Source organism: Psychrobacillus mangrovi (assembly GCF_037104765.1).
Taxonomy (GTDB): Bacteria; Bacillota; Bacilli; order Bacillales_A; family Planococcaceae; genus Psychrobacillus; species Psychrobacillus mangrovi.
In genome coordinates this window covers 1-15,779 of the sequence record NZ_JBAWSY010000026.1, presented here as the reverse complement: position 1 = coordinate 15,779, position 15,779 = coordinate 1, and the positions used below count along the sequence as shown (strand labels likewise).

Genomic DNA, 15,779 nt, shown 5'->3' with positions numbered 1-15,779 from the left:
TACCGTTCCTTTTTGCAGCCATTTTGTTGTTTTTCCCAAAAAAAGTAAAAGCACAGAGAATTACGGTAATGATCGGACTTTTATTGGCACTGGCTTCAGCTATCGTCCTTTTAATAAAAGTAAAAACAGATGGTGTTCAAACTGTTACACTTGGCAGTTGGGCTCCACCATTTGGAATCACGATGGTTTCTGATATGATTTCTGTTTTATTAGTCCTGTCTTCCCTACTCATCGCTATTTTCGTTGTATGGTATAGCTATACTTCCATTGGTGAAGATCGTGAAAAAGCTTTTTATTATCCAGCTATTATGTTCATGCTGACAGGTGTGAATGGTGCATTTACAACAGGCGATATTTTCAATATGTTCGTTTTCTTTGAAGTATTGCTTATGTCCTCCTATGTCTTGATCGTGTTAGGTGGAGAAAAAGTTCAGTTAAGAGAATCTATTAAGTACATACTAGTTAATATCGTTTCCTCCTCGTTATTTGTTATTACTGTTGGTTACTTGTATTCCGTAGTCGGAACACTTAATATGGCTGACATTTCTATAAAACTTGAAGAGATAGGACAATCAGGAATTGTAACAGTGATTGCCGTGCTATTTTTAATCGTATTCGGCATTAAAGGAGCCATATTTCCACTATTCTTTTGGTTACCTGGGTCCTATTCTGCTCCGCCTGTCCCCGTCCTGGCACTGTTCGGTGCTCTATTAACTAAGGTCGGTGTCTATGCGATTATGCGTACTTATTCGTTGTTCTTTACGACGGATGTTGGTTTTACGCACGAGCTGCTCATGGTGATTTCTATCATCACTATCGTTGCAGGATGCATCGGTGCACTCGCTTATTTCGATGTGAAGCAAATCATTATTTATAATATAGTCATTGCTGTTGGTGTAATTTTATTTGGTGCGTCTATAATGAATGATAGTGGTATGCTTGGTTCAATATTTTATTTAATACATGACATCCTTATTAAAGGAGCTTTGTTTTTATTAATAGGGATAGTTATAAAAATTACAGGCACTTCCGATTTACGAAAAATGGGTGGACTTATGAGGCGCTATCCGGTATTAGGATGGAGTTATTTAGTTGCAGCATTTGGGCTAGCTGGTATTCCCCCATTAAGTGGGTTCGTCGGAAAACTTTTAGTTATACAAGGTGGTTTTGAAGAAGGACATATTTGGCAAAGTGTTTTCATTTTAGCTTCGAGCTTAATAGTATTACTTTCAGCTATCCGAATCTTTATCTATGCTTTCTGGGGTGCAGAAAAAGTTGTGCATACGATTAGTCCAAAAACGTACCGACATTTATTGGCTCCAGCAGTTACATTAGTTGCTCTCACTGTATTGTATGGTGTCGGCTCCGAATATCTAGTACCGTTTATGTCGGATGCTGCAACTGTATTGCTAGATCCTTCTGTTTATACAGATGCTGTGTTTAGAGGGGTGAAATAATGGCATTTCAAATATTATTGAATGTATTGATTGCAGTTACATGGATGTTCCTATCAGTATCCTTTAAACCTTCCACTTTTATCGTGGGCTATATTTTAGGCTTACTTATGTTGTGGATGCTTCGTAAGTCTTTTAGTTCCAGATTTTATTTAGACAAAGTTTGGGCAGTAATAAAACTTACTCTATTATTTCTTAAAGAGTTAACGCTCTCTAACTTTTCTGTGTTGATGCTAATTATCAAGCCAAAGATGCCTATTCGTCCAGCAATCTTTGCGATGCCAACTGTACTTGAAAAAGATTGGGAGATAACGCTATTATCGAGTCTCATTACATTAACACCAGGAACGATTGTTATTGATATCTCGGATGATAATAAAACCCTTTATATTCACTCACTTGACTTTGAGGACATAGATGAAGCAATCCAATCAATACAAAATACGTTCGAAAAAGCAATATTGGAGGTGAGCAAATCATGACGACCTTTTTATGGGTTATCGTTGTCTTGATAAGTCTATCGCTCTTAGGTTTTTTATATCGCCTTGTGAAAGGGCCAACTACACCAGACCGCGTTATCGCATTAGATGCAATTGGAGTTGGGTTAATTTCGTTGATAGGGCTTATTTCCATTCTATTTGATACAGGCTTTTTCTTAGAGGTTATTTTGCTCTTAGCAATCCTTTCCTTCATAGGGACAGTTGCTTTTTCTAAATTCACGGAGAAGGGAGTAATCATTCAACGTGACCGTAATAGCTAATATACTAATAATTGCTACTATATCCTTTGGAACTATCTTTATCCTTGTAACTGCAATAGGATTAATACGTCTTCCAGACGCCTATTCACGTGCGCATGCTGCTTCTAAGAGTGCAACGCTTGGAGTTATGAGTATTTTACTAGGTGTGTTTTTCCACTTTTGGCTGAATGAAGGTAATTTTAACTCTCGCATTTTACTTGGGATTATCTTTCTTTTCGTTACCGGCCCAGTCGGCGGACATATGATGGGAAGAGCTGCTTATTTATCTGGAGTTAAAATGTGGGATAAATCAGTCCGTGACGATCTAGCTGAAGTAGTAAAGAAAAAAAGAGAACAACAGCAGCAATAATAAGAAAAGCTTTTGCAATACGCAATATTTTGCGGTTGCAAAAGCTTATTTTTTTAATTAATAGCCACCATAGCCACCATAATACGGGTATGGATAGTATGGATAAGGTGGATAATATGGATAATATGGATACGGCTGATAATAAGGGTAACCCCTACCTCCGTAACCAAAATTGTCACCTATAGCAGAACCTAAGAGACCTCCGAAAAAGCTTCCTACAAAAGGGCCTCCGAAGCCTCCGAAGCCTCCAAAACCTGTGCCTCTAAATCCTCCCCCAAAACCACCTCGATGAAATCTTACCATGCTGCTCCTCCTTTCATCTCAGTGTATGCGTTTTGGGTTTACCAGGCTAAGCCTTTTGCCTACTCTTCTTCTGCCATTCTCTCAATTAGTGTTGCAAGTGTCCGAACCATTACACCAGTTCCACCTTTAGGACCTAGATCATGTGCAGACTTAGTATCGGATGTGCCAGCGATATCTAAATGAATCCAAGGTGTGTCCTCAACAAACTCACCTACGAATCCACCACCAAAAATCATATGGCCATCTCCACCAGGTGAATTATTTAAGTCTGCTACATCACTCTTACGAATTCGTTTTTTATCATTTTCAGTTAGAGGTAATCTCCATGTAAATTCACCTGTTTCAATAGAGGACTCCATAAATGTTTCAAAAAACGCTTCATTATTTGTTAGTGCACCTGTTTTGTCGTAGCCAAGTGCTGTAATTACTCCACCTGTTAATGTAGCCACATCTACAATATAATTTGCTCCTTGTTGTTTTGCATAGGTTACTGCATCAGCTAATACTAATCTACCTTCTGCATCGGTATTCAAAATTTCAATCGTTTTACCACTCATGGAAGTAATCACATCATCCGGTTTGAACGCATTACCAGAAATCATATTATCTGTAGAAGCAATAACTGCGATTACGTTTTTATTTGGGCGAAGCTCACCAATTATTTGCATAGCTCCAAGTACTGCCGCAGCCCCACCCATGTCGCCTTTCATACCAACAATACCTGTTTTTGTTTTAATCGAATAACCACCAGTATCGAACGTAATTCCTTTACCAACTAAAGCAACTACATCTTCCCACTCTTCAGTAGCTTGATACTTCAATACAATCAATCGTGGCTCTTCTACAGAACCTTGGTTTACAGCAAGAAGTGCTCCCATACCAAGTTCTTCAATTTCTTTTTTACCTAAGATCTCTGTATCGAAGTCGTAGGTATTGCCAAGTTCTCTTGCATATTCGCCTAATTGAGTAGAAGTAAGAACATTCCCAGGAGTATTCACTAATATTCTTGCCTCATTAACTGCATCTGCATAAATAGATCCAATTTCAAAGTATGATACTACTTCATCCGACTCTTCCTCTGTTAATAGCTCAATAGCTGGTAAATAATAATCCGGTACATTCGACGTTGTTTTGTACCCTTCAAATGTGAAAGAACCCATTCCTATACCTTCAGCTGCCAAGTATGCAATATCTGCATCCAAAATTGATTCATTTGCAAATGAAGGTACCCAGATTGCTAATGATTCTGGCTTACTTGATAAAAGCTCTTTTCCAACAAGACCAAAGATTTGACGAAGTTTGTCTTGAGTGAGTTGCTTACGATCACCAATTCCAACAAATAGAATTCTTTTTACTCCATCTTTGTTTGCAACAGGAACTTTTACAACTTTTTTAAGCTCTGAAGAAATGTCACCACTTTTAATCCAGTCCGTAAAATGTGTGCCAAAGCTCGCTAAAAAATCGTTCCAATTACTTATATTCTCTACATTCTTGGAAACCCCGACTACCAAAGTTTCCGATTGAACTTCATCAAATAAAACAGTATTCGTGCTAATAATCATTATTTTTCCTCCTAAAATTCGGATACATTATTATTATATAAGAAGTTCATACATTTTTCGAATTGTATGAATGTGTTATACTAGTCTTACTTAAAGTTAAGAAGAAAGGCGGTGTCTACTTTGGCAATCCTCCAGAACACTCCATTATTGGCTGCACTTTTTTCCATTTTCTTTGCTCAATTTGTTAAAATTCCTATACATTTTTTAATAACAAAGAAAATAGATTGGAAGTTATTCACTTCTACCGGTGGAATGCCTAGTTCTCACTCAGCTGCTGTAACTTCGCTTTGTACTGCAATTGCTTATGAAACAGGTCTAGATTCTCCACTATTTGCAGTATCCACTGTATTTGCTATTATCGTTATGTTCGATGCAACAGGCGTACGTTTTCAAGCAGGACAACAAGCAATCATGATTAACCAAATGAGAGTGGATTTTCAATTATTTGTTGAGCAAACAAAAGGATGGGCAAATAAGAATAATGAAGAGAAAATCATAGAATTAAAAACGCTTCTAGGTCACAAACCGATGGAAGTTTTTATGGGTGCACTCACTGGTATTGTGATCTCGATTATTATTTACAACACAATAGAATAATTAAATATGGCCAATTCATTTAAAGTAATATGATAATATCCTACAAAAGAAAATCAAAAAAACACTGTCTATTCATTATTGAATACGATAGTGTTTTTTTATTGGTCGGCTTAATAAGCCTCATTATTAATATGTAAAGATGCAAAGATCACACATTTGTCGTCAACAACTGCTAATTAATGCAACGGATGTGCGCTTGCCGCACGCTACGCATGAGCCTTCGCAGGATGAGTCGCTCCCACATCCTATACGGGATCTCATTCTTCACTCTCTTGCGCCGTGTAAGGCGCACATCCTAGAAGGAACAGTCTATCCAGTATTACTTCAATAAAAAAATAACGCTGAATTCAATATTTTGGACTTATGATTGTCAAAGAAATACAAAGAATCTACATTACTCATTTTTAAGAGAGGACACTAGCATTCCCGCCTTGCGAGCCGCATGACGTGCCGTATGAGACAGCGAAATGCGCTAGCGCATACAGCGGCTCATGCGGACGTGCGGCCAGCGCGAATGCTTCTAGTTGGTGATGTGAAAGTCGAAAGAATCCAATTTCAAAGATGCTCTTTGACTATTAAAAGAATAAAAAACGATACAGACCTCTAAACAGAACTAAAGGATGACCCTTTTGAGGGATCATCCCTTTTTTAGAACATTTGATATCCATTTTTTCGTAGATACTTAATAACAAAACCTGCAGCAATCGCACCAACTAAACCACTAGATAAAATGATAATATCTGCAGTATGGAGTGAGACTATTTTGTCCCCCAAAGCAGAAAATGCTGCTCCTGCCTTTGTAAAGTAATCAAAAAATCGTACTTCATCAATAATAAATACAACAACAAGTGGATAAAGAAATGCCACAAACCAAGTCATTCGTAAAAGCATATTTACTAAAAAGGCGATTCCGAAAAACATGACAAAAAATATAAGAACTGAGAGTATCATTTGTACTAGCATAAAATCTTGCATAATCTATTACCTCCGTAGTATCTCTAAATAGTTTACCTTAACGGAGGTTAGTATTCAATGCACTTCTATGTTTTCACTCATTTGTCATAAATCTCTCCTCATTTTTTTCCCGATCCATTACAACATCCACAAGTTTCAGATCCACCTAATCTCAATTGAAAATAGCCTTCACCTTTACAATATGGACAATTTTTTGGATTTACATCTTTTTTAAGTTTTTGCATTTAAATCGCCTCCTTACATTATCTATTCTTAATATTCAGATAATATAACATATAACAAAATTGTTGTAAATAAATTTCTGTTTCTACTTATAAAATAACTTATAACTACTATAAACAAATACATCTCCAAGGATTAACCCCTTCAAAAGTAATAAACCCCTCCTCTACTTTCTTTAATGCTAATTCTAGAATAATTACAGATGCAAATAAGACAATAGGATGAATCGCTTTACTTCATATAATTCAAAATAGCTGAGCCTGTAGAATTGTTTTTTTTACTAACCATTCTCCTCTATCATTAACGACTATATCTGCAACTCCTAATCAAATATTTCCTCTATTTTCTCATCCCATAATATTAATCTCCTTTAAAAAAAGCTCTCACTGTAATTTTTCATACAGTGAGAGCTCAAAGAAATCATAATATATTATAGAGTAAATTTACCTTTTTTCAATACAAGTGGAATTCCACCGATCATGAATAGTGCACGGTTATCAATTACTTTTTTCATAATAGAAGCTTTAGTACCAGTAAGTTTTCTACCCATCACATCACCAATTGCATCGTGCTCACCAAGTGAACATACTGTTCCTTTAAGTGAAGGAACGAATTCTTCTGTATCATTTCCTTTGATAAGAGCAACAATATTTTTAGCAATTGTAACTGCTTGTTGCATTGCGATTTGCGCTGTTGGCGGATAAGGACGATTTGTTTCTTCATTAATCATTAGAGCACAATCTCCAACGATAAATACATCTGGGAATCCAGGAGCACGCATATCTTTTTCCACTTTTACACGTGCGCGCATGTTTTCAATTCCTGATGATTCGATTAAGCGATTTCCACGAACTCCAGCTGCCCATACAACTGTACCAGCTGTAATGAATTCGAATTCTTCTTCGCCTTTTTTAATTTTAACGCCTTCAGGAGTTGCTTCTACTACTGGTGTACCGATAGAGAATTCAATTCCTTTAGCCTCTAATTGTCTTACTGCATATTCCACTAATTCAGGATCGAATCCAGGAAGAACCATTGGAGCAGCTTCAACACAAACTACGCGTATTTTTTCTTTTGGCACATCATATTCTTTACAAAGTTCAGGAATACGATTTCCTAACTCACCTAAAAATTCGATACCAGAGAATCCAGCTCCACCTACAACAATCGTTAAGCGTGTGTCATCTTGCACTTCTTCTGTAGACCAAGTAGCAAATTGATATTCAATATGGTCACGAATTTGACGAGCTGCATTTACATTAGCAATGGAAAGTGCATATTTATCTAAGCCAGGAATTCCAAAAGTTTCTCCTTCAAAGCCTAAACCGATTACTAAGTAATCATATGTATACTCACCAGCACTTGTCGTTACTTTTTTCGCATTAACGTCAATGCCATCAACTGTTGCTTTTACAAAATTTACTTTACTTGAGTTTATAACATCTTTTACATCATAACGAACTTGGTCTGGACGTAAAGTACCAGCAGAAGCTTCATGTAACCATGTTGACTCATAATGGTAATCGTTTTTATTCACTAGAATTATATCTGCTTCATCCGTACCTACTATTTTCTGAAGGTTCACTACAGTAGATAATCCACCATAACCTGCACCTAATACTAGAATTGTTGGTCTTTTCACGAAGATCGCAACCACCTTTAATATATTTTTTAGAAAATCTTTTCTGATATACATCATATAGATTTTTATTTTGTCTATTATACGACAAAAAACCCTTATCTCTTATATTAGACCTTTTGGGGCACTATTTCAATACATTGTTAGCTGAATGTAAATTTAAAAATTTACTGAAAGTTTCCGTTTTAAAAAAAGCAATTTCTCTTTTAAGAAAATGTTATCTGCTTTAAATTAACAACCTCCTGGTATTCCTTCTTTATTAGCTGCTCTAAACGACGAAACACATCCAAACGTTGCAATGGCGTTATTGATGTCGATTGTGAATCTCTAAATCAATATGAACAAATCTAACGTTATTAAAAATATATATGTACAAGTTCTACGGAGGGATAAGATTGGATAATAGTGAAAATTTTTATCAGTTCTTGAGAAACGGAACTGGATTCGTTTGTATGGCTCTTATTTTAAGTGGATTACCCTTTAAGGTAGTTGATTTTCTGTTGTCTACAGTAGTTGGAAAGGAGAATTTATTATTAGTTAATCATAATAATATGTTGGACTTTCGATTAATAAAAATTATAATGGATTTTTTAGTTGGATTATATACTTTAACATTTTCTGTATTTTTGTTAAAACAAACTTTTACAATGTCTTCAGACAAAGAAGATAGTGAATTAGGTTTACTCATTTTAATAATTGCTTCAGTATATACAATTGCCATGTTCACCTTAGGTGCATCATTTATTTTTGCAAATAATTATGGTATTTCAGCTTTAATATGGTCGTTTATTTTAATAATTTTCCCTTTTTTATTTATTAAACTTCGAGTCCTAAACTATCTTTTTAATTAATTTTAGAACATATTTTTTTCAAATATTACATTACTCATATTTTTGATATATAAATGTTTAGCAACATTAACAATTAAAGTGGCGTAATTAACAACCCTAATCAACCTTAATTAGGGTTGTTTTCATACAATTTCAGTTGTAATTCATATATCCTGGCACTTTACTAACAGCTCTCTGGTGTTCCTTCTTTTTTAGCAGTTCTAAACGACGAACCACATCCGCAAGATGCGATGGCGTTAGGATTGTCGATTGTAAATCCGCCACCCATTAGAGATTCTTTATAATCAATTGAAGTACCATTTAAGATGGAGGCATCTTCTGGTGAAACAACAATATCTATACCATGCAGCTGTAGCTCTATATCGTCTTCCTTTTTATCCTTTTCAAAACCCATTCCATAAGAAAGACCGCTACATCCACCACCATTTACTGCAATACGAAGCGTCGATCCTTCTTCTCCGTTATGCTTCATCATTTCTTTTATGCGGTAAGCTGCCGCTTCAGATAAAATTACTACCTCTGACATCTGAATCACCCTTCCTTCCTTCTTTCTATAATATCAATGTTTTTACTATCTAGACAAGGAAAACCGCTTGAAGAATTTCGTCGCTTTTCAGAAATAAATAAAGTATAATAGAACTATTATAGAAATAGATAAACATAGTATAATAGAACTACTGAAGCAAATTGCGAAAAGAGGAGACACAATGGAAATTACTCCGTATTATCTAAAAGATATCGAATGTTTGCACTGCAAAAAAAAATTTAAATCAACAAAAGTACGCTCAAAATTTATTAAAGTAGAAAGCCATGAAACGGACTTTCAACCTATTTATCAAAATAAAGAAGTGAATCCACTTCTCTATAATATTTTTGTTTGTGAGCATTGTGGTTTTTCATTTACAGATGATTATACGAAATACTTTGCTCCAGGTGTAAAAGAAATTATTCAAGCAGAAGTTGCAAATAAATGGGTTCCCCACTCTTTGGGAGATGTAAGAACCTTAGCAGAAGGAATTATGGCATATAAACTTGGAATCCACTGTGGTACGTTAAAGAAAGAAAAATTTATTAATATAGCAGGTTTGGCACTTAGAACCGCTTGGTTATATCGACTTCAACAGAATCAAGATCAAGAGCAGCGATTCATGAAGATTGCTCGTGATCGATATGCCGATTCATACTCAAACGATGATTACAATGGTACTCAGATGACGGAAACTCGTGTGCTCTATTTAATAGCGGAATTGTCTCGAAGAATTGGTGACATTGAATACGCCACACGGTATTTTTCAAAAGTAATTGAAAAACAAAGTACCTCTATCGAACCAAAAGTTATTGAAATGGCAAAAGAACGCTGGCAAGAAATACGAGAGAATAAAGAAAAAGAAGCCTTAGTTTAAGGCTTCTTTTTAAAATGGTTAATTAAAATACTTGCTCTACTTCTACTACTCCTGGAACTTCTTCCAATAGTGCACGTTCAATACCTGCTTTTAATGTAATCGTTGAACTTGGGCAGCTTCCACAAGCTCCTAAAAGGCGTAGCTTAACAATACCATCTTCAATGTCTACAAGCTCACAGTCTCCCCCATCACGAAGTAAAAATGGGCGTAATTTATCTAAAACTTCTTGTACTTGTTCATTCATTGTATCAGTCATATCTATCGACTCCTTTCGCTATAATCATTATAATGTGAAGTAAGGAAAAAATCCAATAAAGAATTCGAAGGAGAACTGTTCAAATGGCTACTCAAGCAATAAATATAGAAATCTTTGGTGCTGACATCGTGTGTGCAAGTTGCGTAAATGCACCATCCTCTAAGGATACATACGAATGGCTACAAGCAGCCATCGATAGAAAATTTCCTAATCATCAAGTAACATTTACATATATCGATATCGAAAAGCCAATTGAGAATGAAAAGCATCAAACAATTGCAAATCGAATTGCAGATGATGAATTTTTCTACCCTCTTGTTATGATCAATGAAGAAGTCATTGGCGAAGGCTATATTCAATTAAAACCAGTATATGCAGCCCTCGAGAAATATGGCTATATGAGTGAAACTTAATATGACTAGATTAATAGGTTTATCCATTCTGTTATCTGAATGATCGATTTTCAAAACGAAAAGCCTCGAAGCGTGATTTTAATCACCGTTTCGAAGCTTTTTTTATTTGCTCTCATCTTATAATGCAGATTTTAAACATAGCTTTTATCCATTATGTCGCTTGTACATCCATAGCAATCCAGATTTCATTAGTCTTGCGATACGGCCTGTTACTGATATATCTGCTAAGTAAGCAAATCCTTGTTTTTTTCCTAGAGATCCCATGAAGCCTTTCAGCTTAATCTCAGGCATCTTTTCTGGAAGTGGTAGACCCTTCCAACGTGCTTGTAACACTTTTACAATCTGTTCTGCTTGCTCCTCCGCAAGTTGTGCACTTGGTGCCAAAGGAAGAGAAGCACAATCCCCTACAACAAAGACATTTTCATAGCTTGGTAAATCGTGATATTGTGTTAAAATGACACGACCTGATTTGTCTTTTTCACCTGGTAACGCTCGTACCGGTGCGGCAGGTTGAATTCCTGCTGTCCAAACTACAACATCTACAGGAATAACTTCTTGATGATTGTATAATTTGTTTGGTTCTACCTTTGTGATATTTGAGTTACTAACAACTTCTACATCGTTTGTATCAAACCATTTTTTTACAAAATTACTCAATCGCTCAGGAAAATCTCTTAATACACGTTCACTACGATCAAAAAGTTTAATTCTCAAATCTGGACGACTTTCACGTAATTCACTTGCAAGCTCAATTCCACTGAGACCAGCACCAACAATCCCAACAATTGAACCTGAAGGAAGTCCACCTAGTTTGTTGTACGTGTCACGGGAACGCCCGATTGTCTGAATGCTATATGTGAATTCATCGGCACCAGGTACACTGTGATACTTATCCTCACAACCGAGACCTATTACTAGATCGTCGTAACCGATAGCTTGCCCATCTTCTAATAACACCTGTTTACTCTCCACATCAATTTCTAAAACTTCTCCATATTTAATCGTTAACTTTTGACTTTCTGGAAAAGCAACACGAATTTCATGATCAGAAGATGTGCCAGCTGCTAACGCATAAAATTCAGTTTTTAAACTATGAAATGGCGTTCGGTCAATTAATGTGATTTCTACATCATCTGGTAAGTTATTTGGTAATAAGCGAAGTAAAATACGCATATTACCATATCCTCCACCTAACAATACTAACTTTCGCATAATATTATCCCTCATCTCTAAATGTCACTTCAAATTATAAATGATTGTGATGGATTTCACAATAAGACTTCTCCATTGACGAATGAATAAAAAAAGAGTAGCATGACGAAGTAGTGAGGTGACAGCTATGAATCCAATGGTTGAATTTTGCATAAGCAACCTTGCAAATGGTTCACAAGAAGCTTATGATATTTTAGAACAAGATCCTAATTTAGATGTATTAGAGTATGGTTGTTTAAGCTATTGCTCATTGTGCTCTGAAACTTTTTTCGCTATCGTCAACGGTGATGTTGTCGAAGCAGACACTCCAAGTGAACTTGTTATAAACATATACAAATACATTGAGGAAAATCCTTTATTTTAAAAGACTGCGATCAATATCGCAGTCTTTTTTTATATGATCCATTCACTTAATGATTCCAAAAAATACGTTGGCTGTGCAACTTTCTGACGAACTTCTTCAGTACGATTAACACCACTATTTACATGCACTGTATGTATACCCATATTAATCCCAGTTAAAACATCTGTCAGGTAATTGTCACCAATCATAACCATCTCTTCCTTTTTATATCCAAATTGTTTTTGAATGTATTCAAGCATAAATGGCTGAGGTTTTCCCATAAACAAAGCATCCACTCCTGTAGAATATTCTACCAATTTGGTAAAAGCTCCATTTCCAGGGAGAAATCCTCTTTCGCTAGGAAAAGCATGATCACTATTCGTAGATAAGAAAGTAGCTCCAGCACGGACTGAAAGACAAGCAATCGCGAACTTCTCGTAATTGATTTGTCGATCTATTCCCATTACAACAACTTCAGCTACATCTTGTGTTCGCATAATTTGTTTAGAATCTAATGCGTCTTGTAAGCCACTTTCCCCTATCATAAAAACAGATTTTCCAGGGAAATGTTCTTCAATATAATTCGCAGCAGCAATCGAGGAAGACACAATATGGTCCGTTTCTGTGTTAATATCCATCTTAGCAAGCTTTTGCTGAAATTGTTTTTGTGTCATAGAAGAGTTATTCGTCACAAAAAAGGGCTCCACACCTTTTACTTGTAAATAGTGAATGAATTCTACTGCTTCTTTTATGGGAGTATTGCCTTTATAAACGGTGCCATCTAAATCTAAACAATATGCCTTATAATTGGACATTGGAATCCTCCGGTAAAAATGCAGAAACTGGACCAAGTTCATTTAATAAATAATTTTCTACTTTCAATGGAAATTCCTTCAAATAAGAAATATTAGATAGGAGCACTTTATATAATTGTGTATTGTTGACTGAGTGAAAATCACGGACAAGTACTTTTCTATATTCAATCACTTCTTTTAATGGAGCATCCATTTCAGCCGTTATTACTTTTTCATCAGTTAAAATATCAATAATATCATCATATCCACCTGGATCTCTCATAATGAAGCCATCAATCATAGAATTACCCACATCTATAATGGACTCAATCAAATTATGACCCACCCGTTCTAGAGCTAATTTTGAAATTTGGTCTTCGTTCCAATCTGTTTTACTTTCTAATAAATCAAGCAATGATCTCATATGTGTTATAGTAGTTGCAATTTTTTTTCGATCCACAAAATACATCGAAATGCCTCCTAATTTTTGTTCAGTTGATATTGTCTTCTATTCTATAGTACCATAATTAAGAGGTAGGAAGGAGTGTCACAAGATGGAACGATTTTTCTTATATGATGATGTCGAAGATACTAAAACGAGATTTGTAGGATTTACAGGTGAATCACAACGTTATGATTTGGCCGTCCTACAAAGCTCTCGTTTTTTTGGTAAAGTACTTGTGATGGATATCCAATACGGACGAGCTGCAATTCTTGGACCTGATGATTTAGAAGAACCCGGATATTTAGAACATGTATATAATAGAACAGAAGTAGAAGCGGAAGAATTAAGAGATTACTTAAGAGAATTACTTAACTAAAAAACCTTGAGCATTAATCATCATTGATGATCTTGCTCAAGGTTTTCTTGTATAGGTTCAACTATTTCAACTGGTACTACTTTAGGAGCGACTCCAGTTTTCTTTATTAGAAAATAGGCACAACCAAAGTTACAATACTCATATAAATAGTCTTTCATCGTACTTATTTTTGTATCAAAAGTAGCTTTATGGTTTCGATCTTCAAAAAAGCCCTTTAAACGAAGCTGACCATAGCCCCAATCACCCATAATAAAGTCATACTTGGATAATATTTCACTATATCTTTCTAAAAATGCTTCTTCTTTAAATGCTTCTCGGTAATCTTCTATGACTTCATAGGTATATCCTTCTGCAATAATCATTTGATCACCATCCATTAGCTATTTTGAGTAGCTAGAAGTTCCTCACCTTGTGCTTGTCTTTGTTTCGCAGCAGCATTTACTTGCTCATCTGCATGATAACTACTTCTTACAAGTGGACCAGCTTCACAGTGGGAGAATCCTTTACTCATTGCTATTTTACGAAGTTCACCAAATTCAGCTGGTGAATAATATTTTAGTACTGGTAAATGTTTTTTCGTTGGTTGCAAGTATTGACCAATTGTCATTATGTCTACACTATTTGCTCGTAGATCATCCATTACTTCTATAATTTCTTCATGTGTTTCCCCTAAACCTAGCATTAAGGAAGACTTAGTAGGAATGTTTGGTTGCATTTCTTTAGCTCGTCGTAACAACTCTAGTGAACGATCATATTTTGCTCTTGCACGAACTCTAGGAGTCAAACGGCGTACCGTTTCAATATTATGGTTTAATATATCTGGTTTGGCGTCCATAATATTACGAATATTTTGTTCAATTCCACCCATATCTGAAGGTAAAACTTCGATTGTCGTAAATGGATTTTTGCGGCGGATAGCACGAATAGTTTCGGCAAAAACTTCTGAACCACCATCTTTTAAATCATCACGGGCAACTGCCGTTACAACAGCATGCTTCAAGTTCATAATAACTACTGAATCGGCTACGCGTTCTGGTTCTGCTAAATCTAGCTCAGTTGGAAGACCAGTTTTAACTGCACAAAAACGACATGCACGGGTACAAACTGCTCCAAGAATCATAAAAGTAGCTGTTCTTCGTGAACCCCAACATTCATGAATATTTGGGCATCTTGCTTCTTCACAAACTGTATGTAAATTATTCTCACGCATTAATTTTTTAAGACCCTTGTAATCTTCATTCGTATTTAACTTTATCTTTAACCAATCTGGTTTACGTTGATGCTCCGATTTCGTCGGTTTACACGATGTCACTTTATATCCACCCCATTCTAAATACTAACTACACTGTTGTCAATGTACCATATTATTTTAATTCAAACAACCATCTGATTCCATGTATAACCAATGATAATAAAAAAAACAGAGCTTATTTTAGCTCTGTTCAAATTGAAGAAAAAAGGCAGTTGGTTAATTTGGCCTCATTCGTTATTTTGATTTTTTGTCTTCATTTTCTAATAACTCAAGATTATTCTTGCTGAGTATATAGAAAATAATAATGTATCATTTTATTGGTTTGGAGAAGCGTCCGCTCGACTCCTGCGGGAAAGCGAGACAGACGAGACCCTAACGAAGTGTGGCCACTGAAAAACTTTTCAAGGTATTTCTTAGAAAGTATGTACCCAGTTGATTTCCGTTCGAGGCGGACGCTTTCTTACCTCCAGTCAAGTCTTTTTTTAGGCTTGATTATTAAATTATTGGTTTGATTTGGGAGGGGTACCACTCCCAAATCAAATTTATGCATGCCGAAAAGCCCTAACGAAATTT

22 protein-coding genes are annotated in these 15,779 nt (G+C 35.7%); 10 read left to right on the top strand and 12 right to left on the bottom strand.

Features of this window, described 5'->3' with window-relative positions; genetic code table 11:
• The first annotated feature begins 23 nt into the window (after nucleotides 1-23).
• Genes WAX74_RS19270 through mnhG form a run of 4 tightly spaced genes read left to right on the top strand, consistent with a single transcriptional unit; the run spans nucleotide 24 to nucleotide 2,563 of the window.
• Nucleotides 24-1,457 (top strand): Na+/H+ antiporter subunit D, encoded by a 1,434-nt coding sequence (locus WAX74_RS19270; RefSeq protein ID WP_413789001.1) that lies wholly within the window; start codon nucleotides 24-26, stop codon nucleotides 1,455-1,457.
• On the top strand, nucleotides 1,457-1,936 hold the full coding sequence (locus tag WAX74_RS19265; RefSeq protein ID WP_336499286.1) for a Na+/H+ antiporter subunit E: 480 nt from the start codon (nucleotides 1,457-1,459) through the stop codon (nucleotides 1,934-1,936). The genes WAX74_RS19270 and WAX74_RS19265 overlap by 1 nt, the downstream gene beginning before the upstream one ends.
• Nucleotides 1,933-2,214 carry a Na(+)/H(+) antiporter subunit F1 gene (locus tag WAX74_RS19260; protein WP_053588518.1) on the top strand — a complete coding sequence of 94 codons (282 nt, stop codon included), beginning with the start codon at nucleotides 1,933-1,935 and terminating at the stop codon, nucleotides 2,212-2,214. Before WAX74_RS19265 ends, WAX74_RS19260 begins: the two co-directional genes overlap by 4 nt.
• Nucleotides 2,198-2,563, top strand: a complete 366-nt coding sequence (mnhG, locus tag WAX74_RS19255) for a monovalent cation/H(+) antiporter subunit G (protein ID WP_336499285.1) — start codon at nucleotides 2,198-2,200, stop codon at nucleotides 2,561-2,563. Before WAX74_RS19260 ends, mnhG begins: the two co-directional genes overlap by 17 nt.
• Before the next feature lie 57 nt (nucleotides 2,564-2,620).
• On the opposite strand, the gene WAX74_RS19250 is transcribed toward mnhG, so the two are convergent.
• Nucleotides 2,621-2,866 (bottom strand): hypothetical protein, encoded by a 246-nt coding sequence (locus WAX74_RS19250; RefSeq protein ID WP_336499284.1) that lies wholly within the window; start codon nucleotides 2,864-2,866, stop codon nucleotides 2,621-2,623.
• 59 nt (nucleotides 2,867-2,925) lie between these two features.
• Nucleotides 2,926-4,428, bottom strand: coding sequence for a leucyl aminopeptidase (locus WAX74_RS19245; protein ID WP_336499283.1), 1,503 nt, complete (start codon nucleotides 4,426-4,428; stop codon nucleotides 2,926-2,928).
• A 120-nt stretch (nucleotides 4,429-4,548) separates the two neighbouring features.
• Here WAX74_RS19245 and WAX74_RS19240 point away from each other — a divergent pair, with 120 nt between their 5' ends.
• Nucleotides 4,549-5,025 (top strand): divergent PAP2 family protein, encoded by a 477-nt coding sequence (locus tag WAX74_RS19240; RefSeq protein WP_336499282.1) that lies wholly within the window; start codon nucleotides 4,549-4,551, stop codon nucleotides 5,023-5,025.
• Nucleotides 5,026-5,673: 648 nt separating this feature from the next.
• Here WAX74_RS19240 and WAX74_RS19235 read toward each other — a convergent pair.
• The 3 genes from WAX74_RS19235 to WAX74_RS19225 all read right to left on the bottom strand — a co-directional run bounded on the left by WAX74_RS19235 (nucleotide 5,674) and on the right by WAX74_RS19225 (nucleotide 7,864).
• Nucleotides 5,674-6,000 (bottom strand): YuiB family protein, encoded by a 327-nt coding sequence (locus tag WAX74_RS19235; RefSeq protein WP_336499281.1) that lies wholly within the window; start codon nucleotides 5,998-6,000, stop codon nucleotides 5,674-5,676.
• A 98-nt stretch (nucleotides 6,001-6,098) separates the two neighbouring features.
• A complete protein-coding gene (locus tag WAX74_RS19230; RefSeq protein WP_336499280.1) occupies nucleotides 6,099-6,224 on the bottom strand; it encodes a YuiA family protein in 126 nt (41 codons plus the stop codon).
• 428 nt (nucleotides 6,225-6,652) lie between these two features.
• Nucleotides 6,653-7,864, bottom strand: coding sequence for an NAD(P)/FAD-dependent oxidoreductase (locus WAX74_RS19225; protein WP_336499279.1), 1,212 nt, complete (start codon nucleotides 7,862-7,864; stop codon nucleotides 6,653-6,655).
• A 392-nt stretch (nucleotides 7,865-8,256) separates the two neighbouring features.
• On the opposite strand from WAX74_RS19225, the gene WAX74_RS19220 reads away from it, so the two are divergent.
• Nucleotides 8,257-8,712 carry a hypothetical protein gene (locus WAX74_RS19220; protein ID WP_336499278.1) on the top strand — a complete coding sequence of 152 codons (456 nt, stop codon included), beginning with the start codon at nucleotides 8,257-8,259 and terminating at the stop codon, nucleotides 8,710-8,712.
• A 163-nt stretch (nucleotides 8,713-8,875) separates the two neighbouring features.
• On the opposite strand, the gene WAX74_RS19215 is transcribed toward WAX74_RS19220, so the two are convergent.
• Nucleotides 8,876-9,238, bottom strand: coding sequence for a HesB/IscA family protein (locus WAX74_RS19215; protein WP_336499277.1), 363 nt, complete (start codon nucleotides 9,236-9,238; stop codon nucleotides 8,876-8,878).
• Nucleotides 9,239-9,419: 181 nt separating this feature from the next.
• On the opposite strand from WAX74_RS19215, the gene WAX74_RS19210 reads away from it, so the two are divergent.
• Nucleotides 9,420-10,115: a DUF2225 domain-containing protein gene (locus WAX74_RS19210; protein ID WP_336499276.1), complete on the top strand. Its 696-nt coding sequence runs from the start codon at nucleotides 9,420-9,422 to the stop codon at nucleotides 10,113-10,115.
• 22 nt (nucleotides 10,116-10,137) lie between these two features.
• On the opposite strand, the gene WAX74_RS19205 is transcribed toward WAX74_RS19210, so the two are convergent.
• Complete coding sequence (locus tag WAX74_RS19205) at nucleotides 10,138-10,371, bottom strand: NifU family protein (RefSeq protein WP_090567122.1); 234 nt, start codon at nucleotides 10,369-10,371, stop codon at nucleotides 10,138-10,140.
• An 83-nt stretch (nucleotides 10,372-10,454) separates the two neighbouring features.
• Here WAX74_RS19205 and WAX74_RS19200 point away from each other — a divergent pair, with 83 nt between their 5' ends.
• On the top strand, nucleotides 10,455-10,784 hold the full coding sequence (locus WAX74_RS19200; protein ID WP_336499274.1) for a YuzD family protein: 330 nt from the start codon (nucleotides 10,455-10,457) through the stop codon (nucleotides 10,782-10,784).
• Nucleotides 10,785-10,928: 144 nt separating this feature from the next.
• Here the strand turns inward: WAX74_RS19200 and WAX74_RS19195 are convergent, their stop codons facing one another.
• On the bottom strand, nucleotides 10,929-11,996 hold the full coding sequence (locus WAX74_RS19195) for an NAD(P)/FAD-dependent oxidoreductase (RefSeq protein ID WP_336499273.1): 1,068 nt from the start codon (nucleotides 11,994-11,996) through the stop codon (nucleotides 10,929-10,931).
• A 127-nt stretch (nucleotides 11,997-12,123) separates the two neighbouring features.
• On the opposite strand from WAX74_RS19195, the gene WAX74_RS19190 reads away from it, so the two are divergent.
• On the top strand, nucleotides 12,124-12,360 hold the full coding sequence (locus WAX74_RS19190; protein WP_336499272.1) for a YuzB family protein: 237 nt from the start codon (nucleotides 12,124-12,126) through the stop codon (nucleotides 12,358-12,360).
• 29 nt (nucleotides 12,361-12,389) lie between these two features.
• Here the strand turns inward: WAX74_RS19190 and WAX74_RS19185 are convergent, their stop codons facing one another.
• On the bottom strand, nucleotides 12,390-13,154 hold the full coding sequence (locus WAX74_RS19185) for a TIGR01457 family HAD-type hydrolase (RefSeq protein WP_336499271.1): 765 nt from the start codon (nucleotides 13,152-13,154) through the stop codon (nucleotides 12,390-12,392).
• Complete coding sequence (locus tag WAX74_RS19180; protein ID WP_336499270.1) at nucleotides 13,141-13,602, bottom strand: DUF86 domain-containing protein; 462 nt, start codon at nucleotides 13,600-13,602, stop codon at nucleotides 13,141-13,143. The genes WAX74_RS19185 and WAX74_RS19180 overlap by 14 nt, the downstream gene beginning before the upstream one ends.
• Nucleotides 13,603-13,687: 85 nt before the next feature.
• Between WAX74_RS19180 and WAX74_RS19175 the strand changes: the two genes are divergently transcribed.
• Nucleotides 13,688-13,954, top strand: a complete 267-nt coding sequence (locus WAX74_RS19175) for a DUF3055 domain-containing protein (RefSeq protein ID WP_336499269.1) — start codon at nucleotides 13,688-13,690, stop codon at nucleotides 13,952-13,954.
• A 20-nt stretch (nucleotides 13,955-13,974) separates the two neighbouring features.
• Here WAX74_RS19175 and WAX74_RS19170 read toward each other — a convergent pair whose 3' ends face one another.
• On the bottom strand, nucleotides 13,975-14,316 hold the full coding sequence (locus tag WAX74_RS19170; RefSeq protein ID WP_336499308.1) for a YutD family protein: 342 nt from the start codon (nucleotides 14,314-14,316) through the stop codon (nucleotides 13,975-13,977).
• Nucleotides 14,317-14,330: 14 nt separating this feature from the next.
• Nucleotides 14,331-15,266, bottom strand: a complete 936-nt coding sequence (lipA, locus tag WAX74_RS19165; RefSeq protein ID WP_336499268.1) for a lipoyl synthase — start codon at nucleotides 15,264-15,266, stop codon at nucleotides 14,331-14,333.
• Between the last annotated feature and the right edge of the window lie 513 nt (nucleotides 15,267-15,779).

Excerpts from the sequence above, each read along its gene's own strand:
- WAX74_RS19210 (WP_336499276.1), top strand. The coding sequence starts at position 9,420 with ATGGAAATTACTCCGTATTATCTAAAAGATATCGAATGTTTGCACTGC.
- WAX74_RS19185 (WP_336499271.1), bottom strand. The coding sequence starts at position 13,154 with ATGTCCAATTATAAGGCATATTGTTTAGATTTAGATGGCACCGTTTAT.
- WAX74_RS19170 (WP_336499308.1), bottom strand. The coding sequence starts at position 14,316 with ATGATTATTGCAGAAGGATATACCTATGAAGTCATAGAAGATTACCGA.
- WAX74_RS19190 (WP_336499272.1), top strand. The coding sequence starts at position 12,124 with ATGAATCCAATGGTTGAATTTTGCATAAGCAACCTTGCAAATGGTTCA.
- WAX74_RS19175 (WP_336499269.1), top strand. The coding sequence starts at position 13,688 with ATGGAACGATTTTTCTTATATGATGATGTCGAAGATACTAAAACGAGA.
- WAX74_RS19230 (WP_336499280.1), bottom strand. The coding sequence starts at position 6,224 with ATGCAAAAACTTAAAAAAGATGTAAATCCAAAAAATTGTCCATATTGT.
- WAX74_RS19180 (WP_336499270.1), bottom strand. The coding sequence starts at position 13,602 with ATGTATTTTGTGGATCGAAAAAAAATTGCAACTACTATAACACATATG.
- WAX74_RS19235 (WP_336499281.1), bottom strand. The coding sequence starts at position 6,000 with ATGCAAGATTTTATGCTAGTACAAATGATACTCTCAGTTCTTATATTT.
- WAX74_RS19260 (WP_053588518.1), top strand. The coding sequence starts at position 1,933 with ATGACGACCTTTTTATGGGTTATCGTTGTCTTGATAAGTCTATCGCTC.
- WAX74_RS19200 (WP_336499274.1), top strand. The coding sequence starts at position 10,455 with ATGGCTACTCAAGCAATAAATATAGAAATCTTTGGTGCTGACATCGTG.
- WAX74_RS19205 (WP_090567122.1), bottom strand. The coding sequence starts at position 10,371 with ATGACTGATACAATGAATGAACAAGTACAAGAAGTTTTAGATAAATTA.
- WAX74_RS19195 (WP_336499273.1), bottom strand. The coding sequence starts at position 11,996 with ATGCGAAAGTTAGTATTGTTAGGTGGAGGATATGGTAATATGCGTATT.
- WAX74_RS19250 (WP_336499284.1), bottom strand. The coding sequence starts at position 2,866 with ATGGTAAGATTTCATCGAGGTGGTTTTGGGGGAGGATTTAGAGGCACA.
- WAX74_RS19215 (WP_336499277.1), bottom strand. The coding sequence starts at position 9,238 with ATGTCAGAGGTAGTAATTTTATCTGAAGCGGCAGCTTACCGCATAAAA.
- WAX74_RS19245 (WP_336499283.1), bottom strand. The coding sequence starts at position 4,428 with ATGATTATTAGCACGAATACTGTTTTATTTGATGAAGTTCAATCGGAA.
- WAX74_RS19265 (WP_336499286.1), top strand. The coding sequence starts at position 1,457 with ATGGCATTTCAAATATTATTGAATGTATTGATTGCAGTTACATGGATG.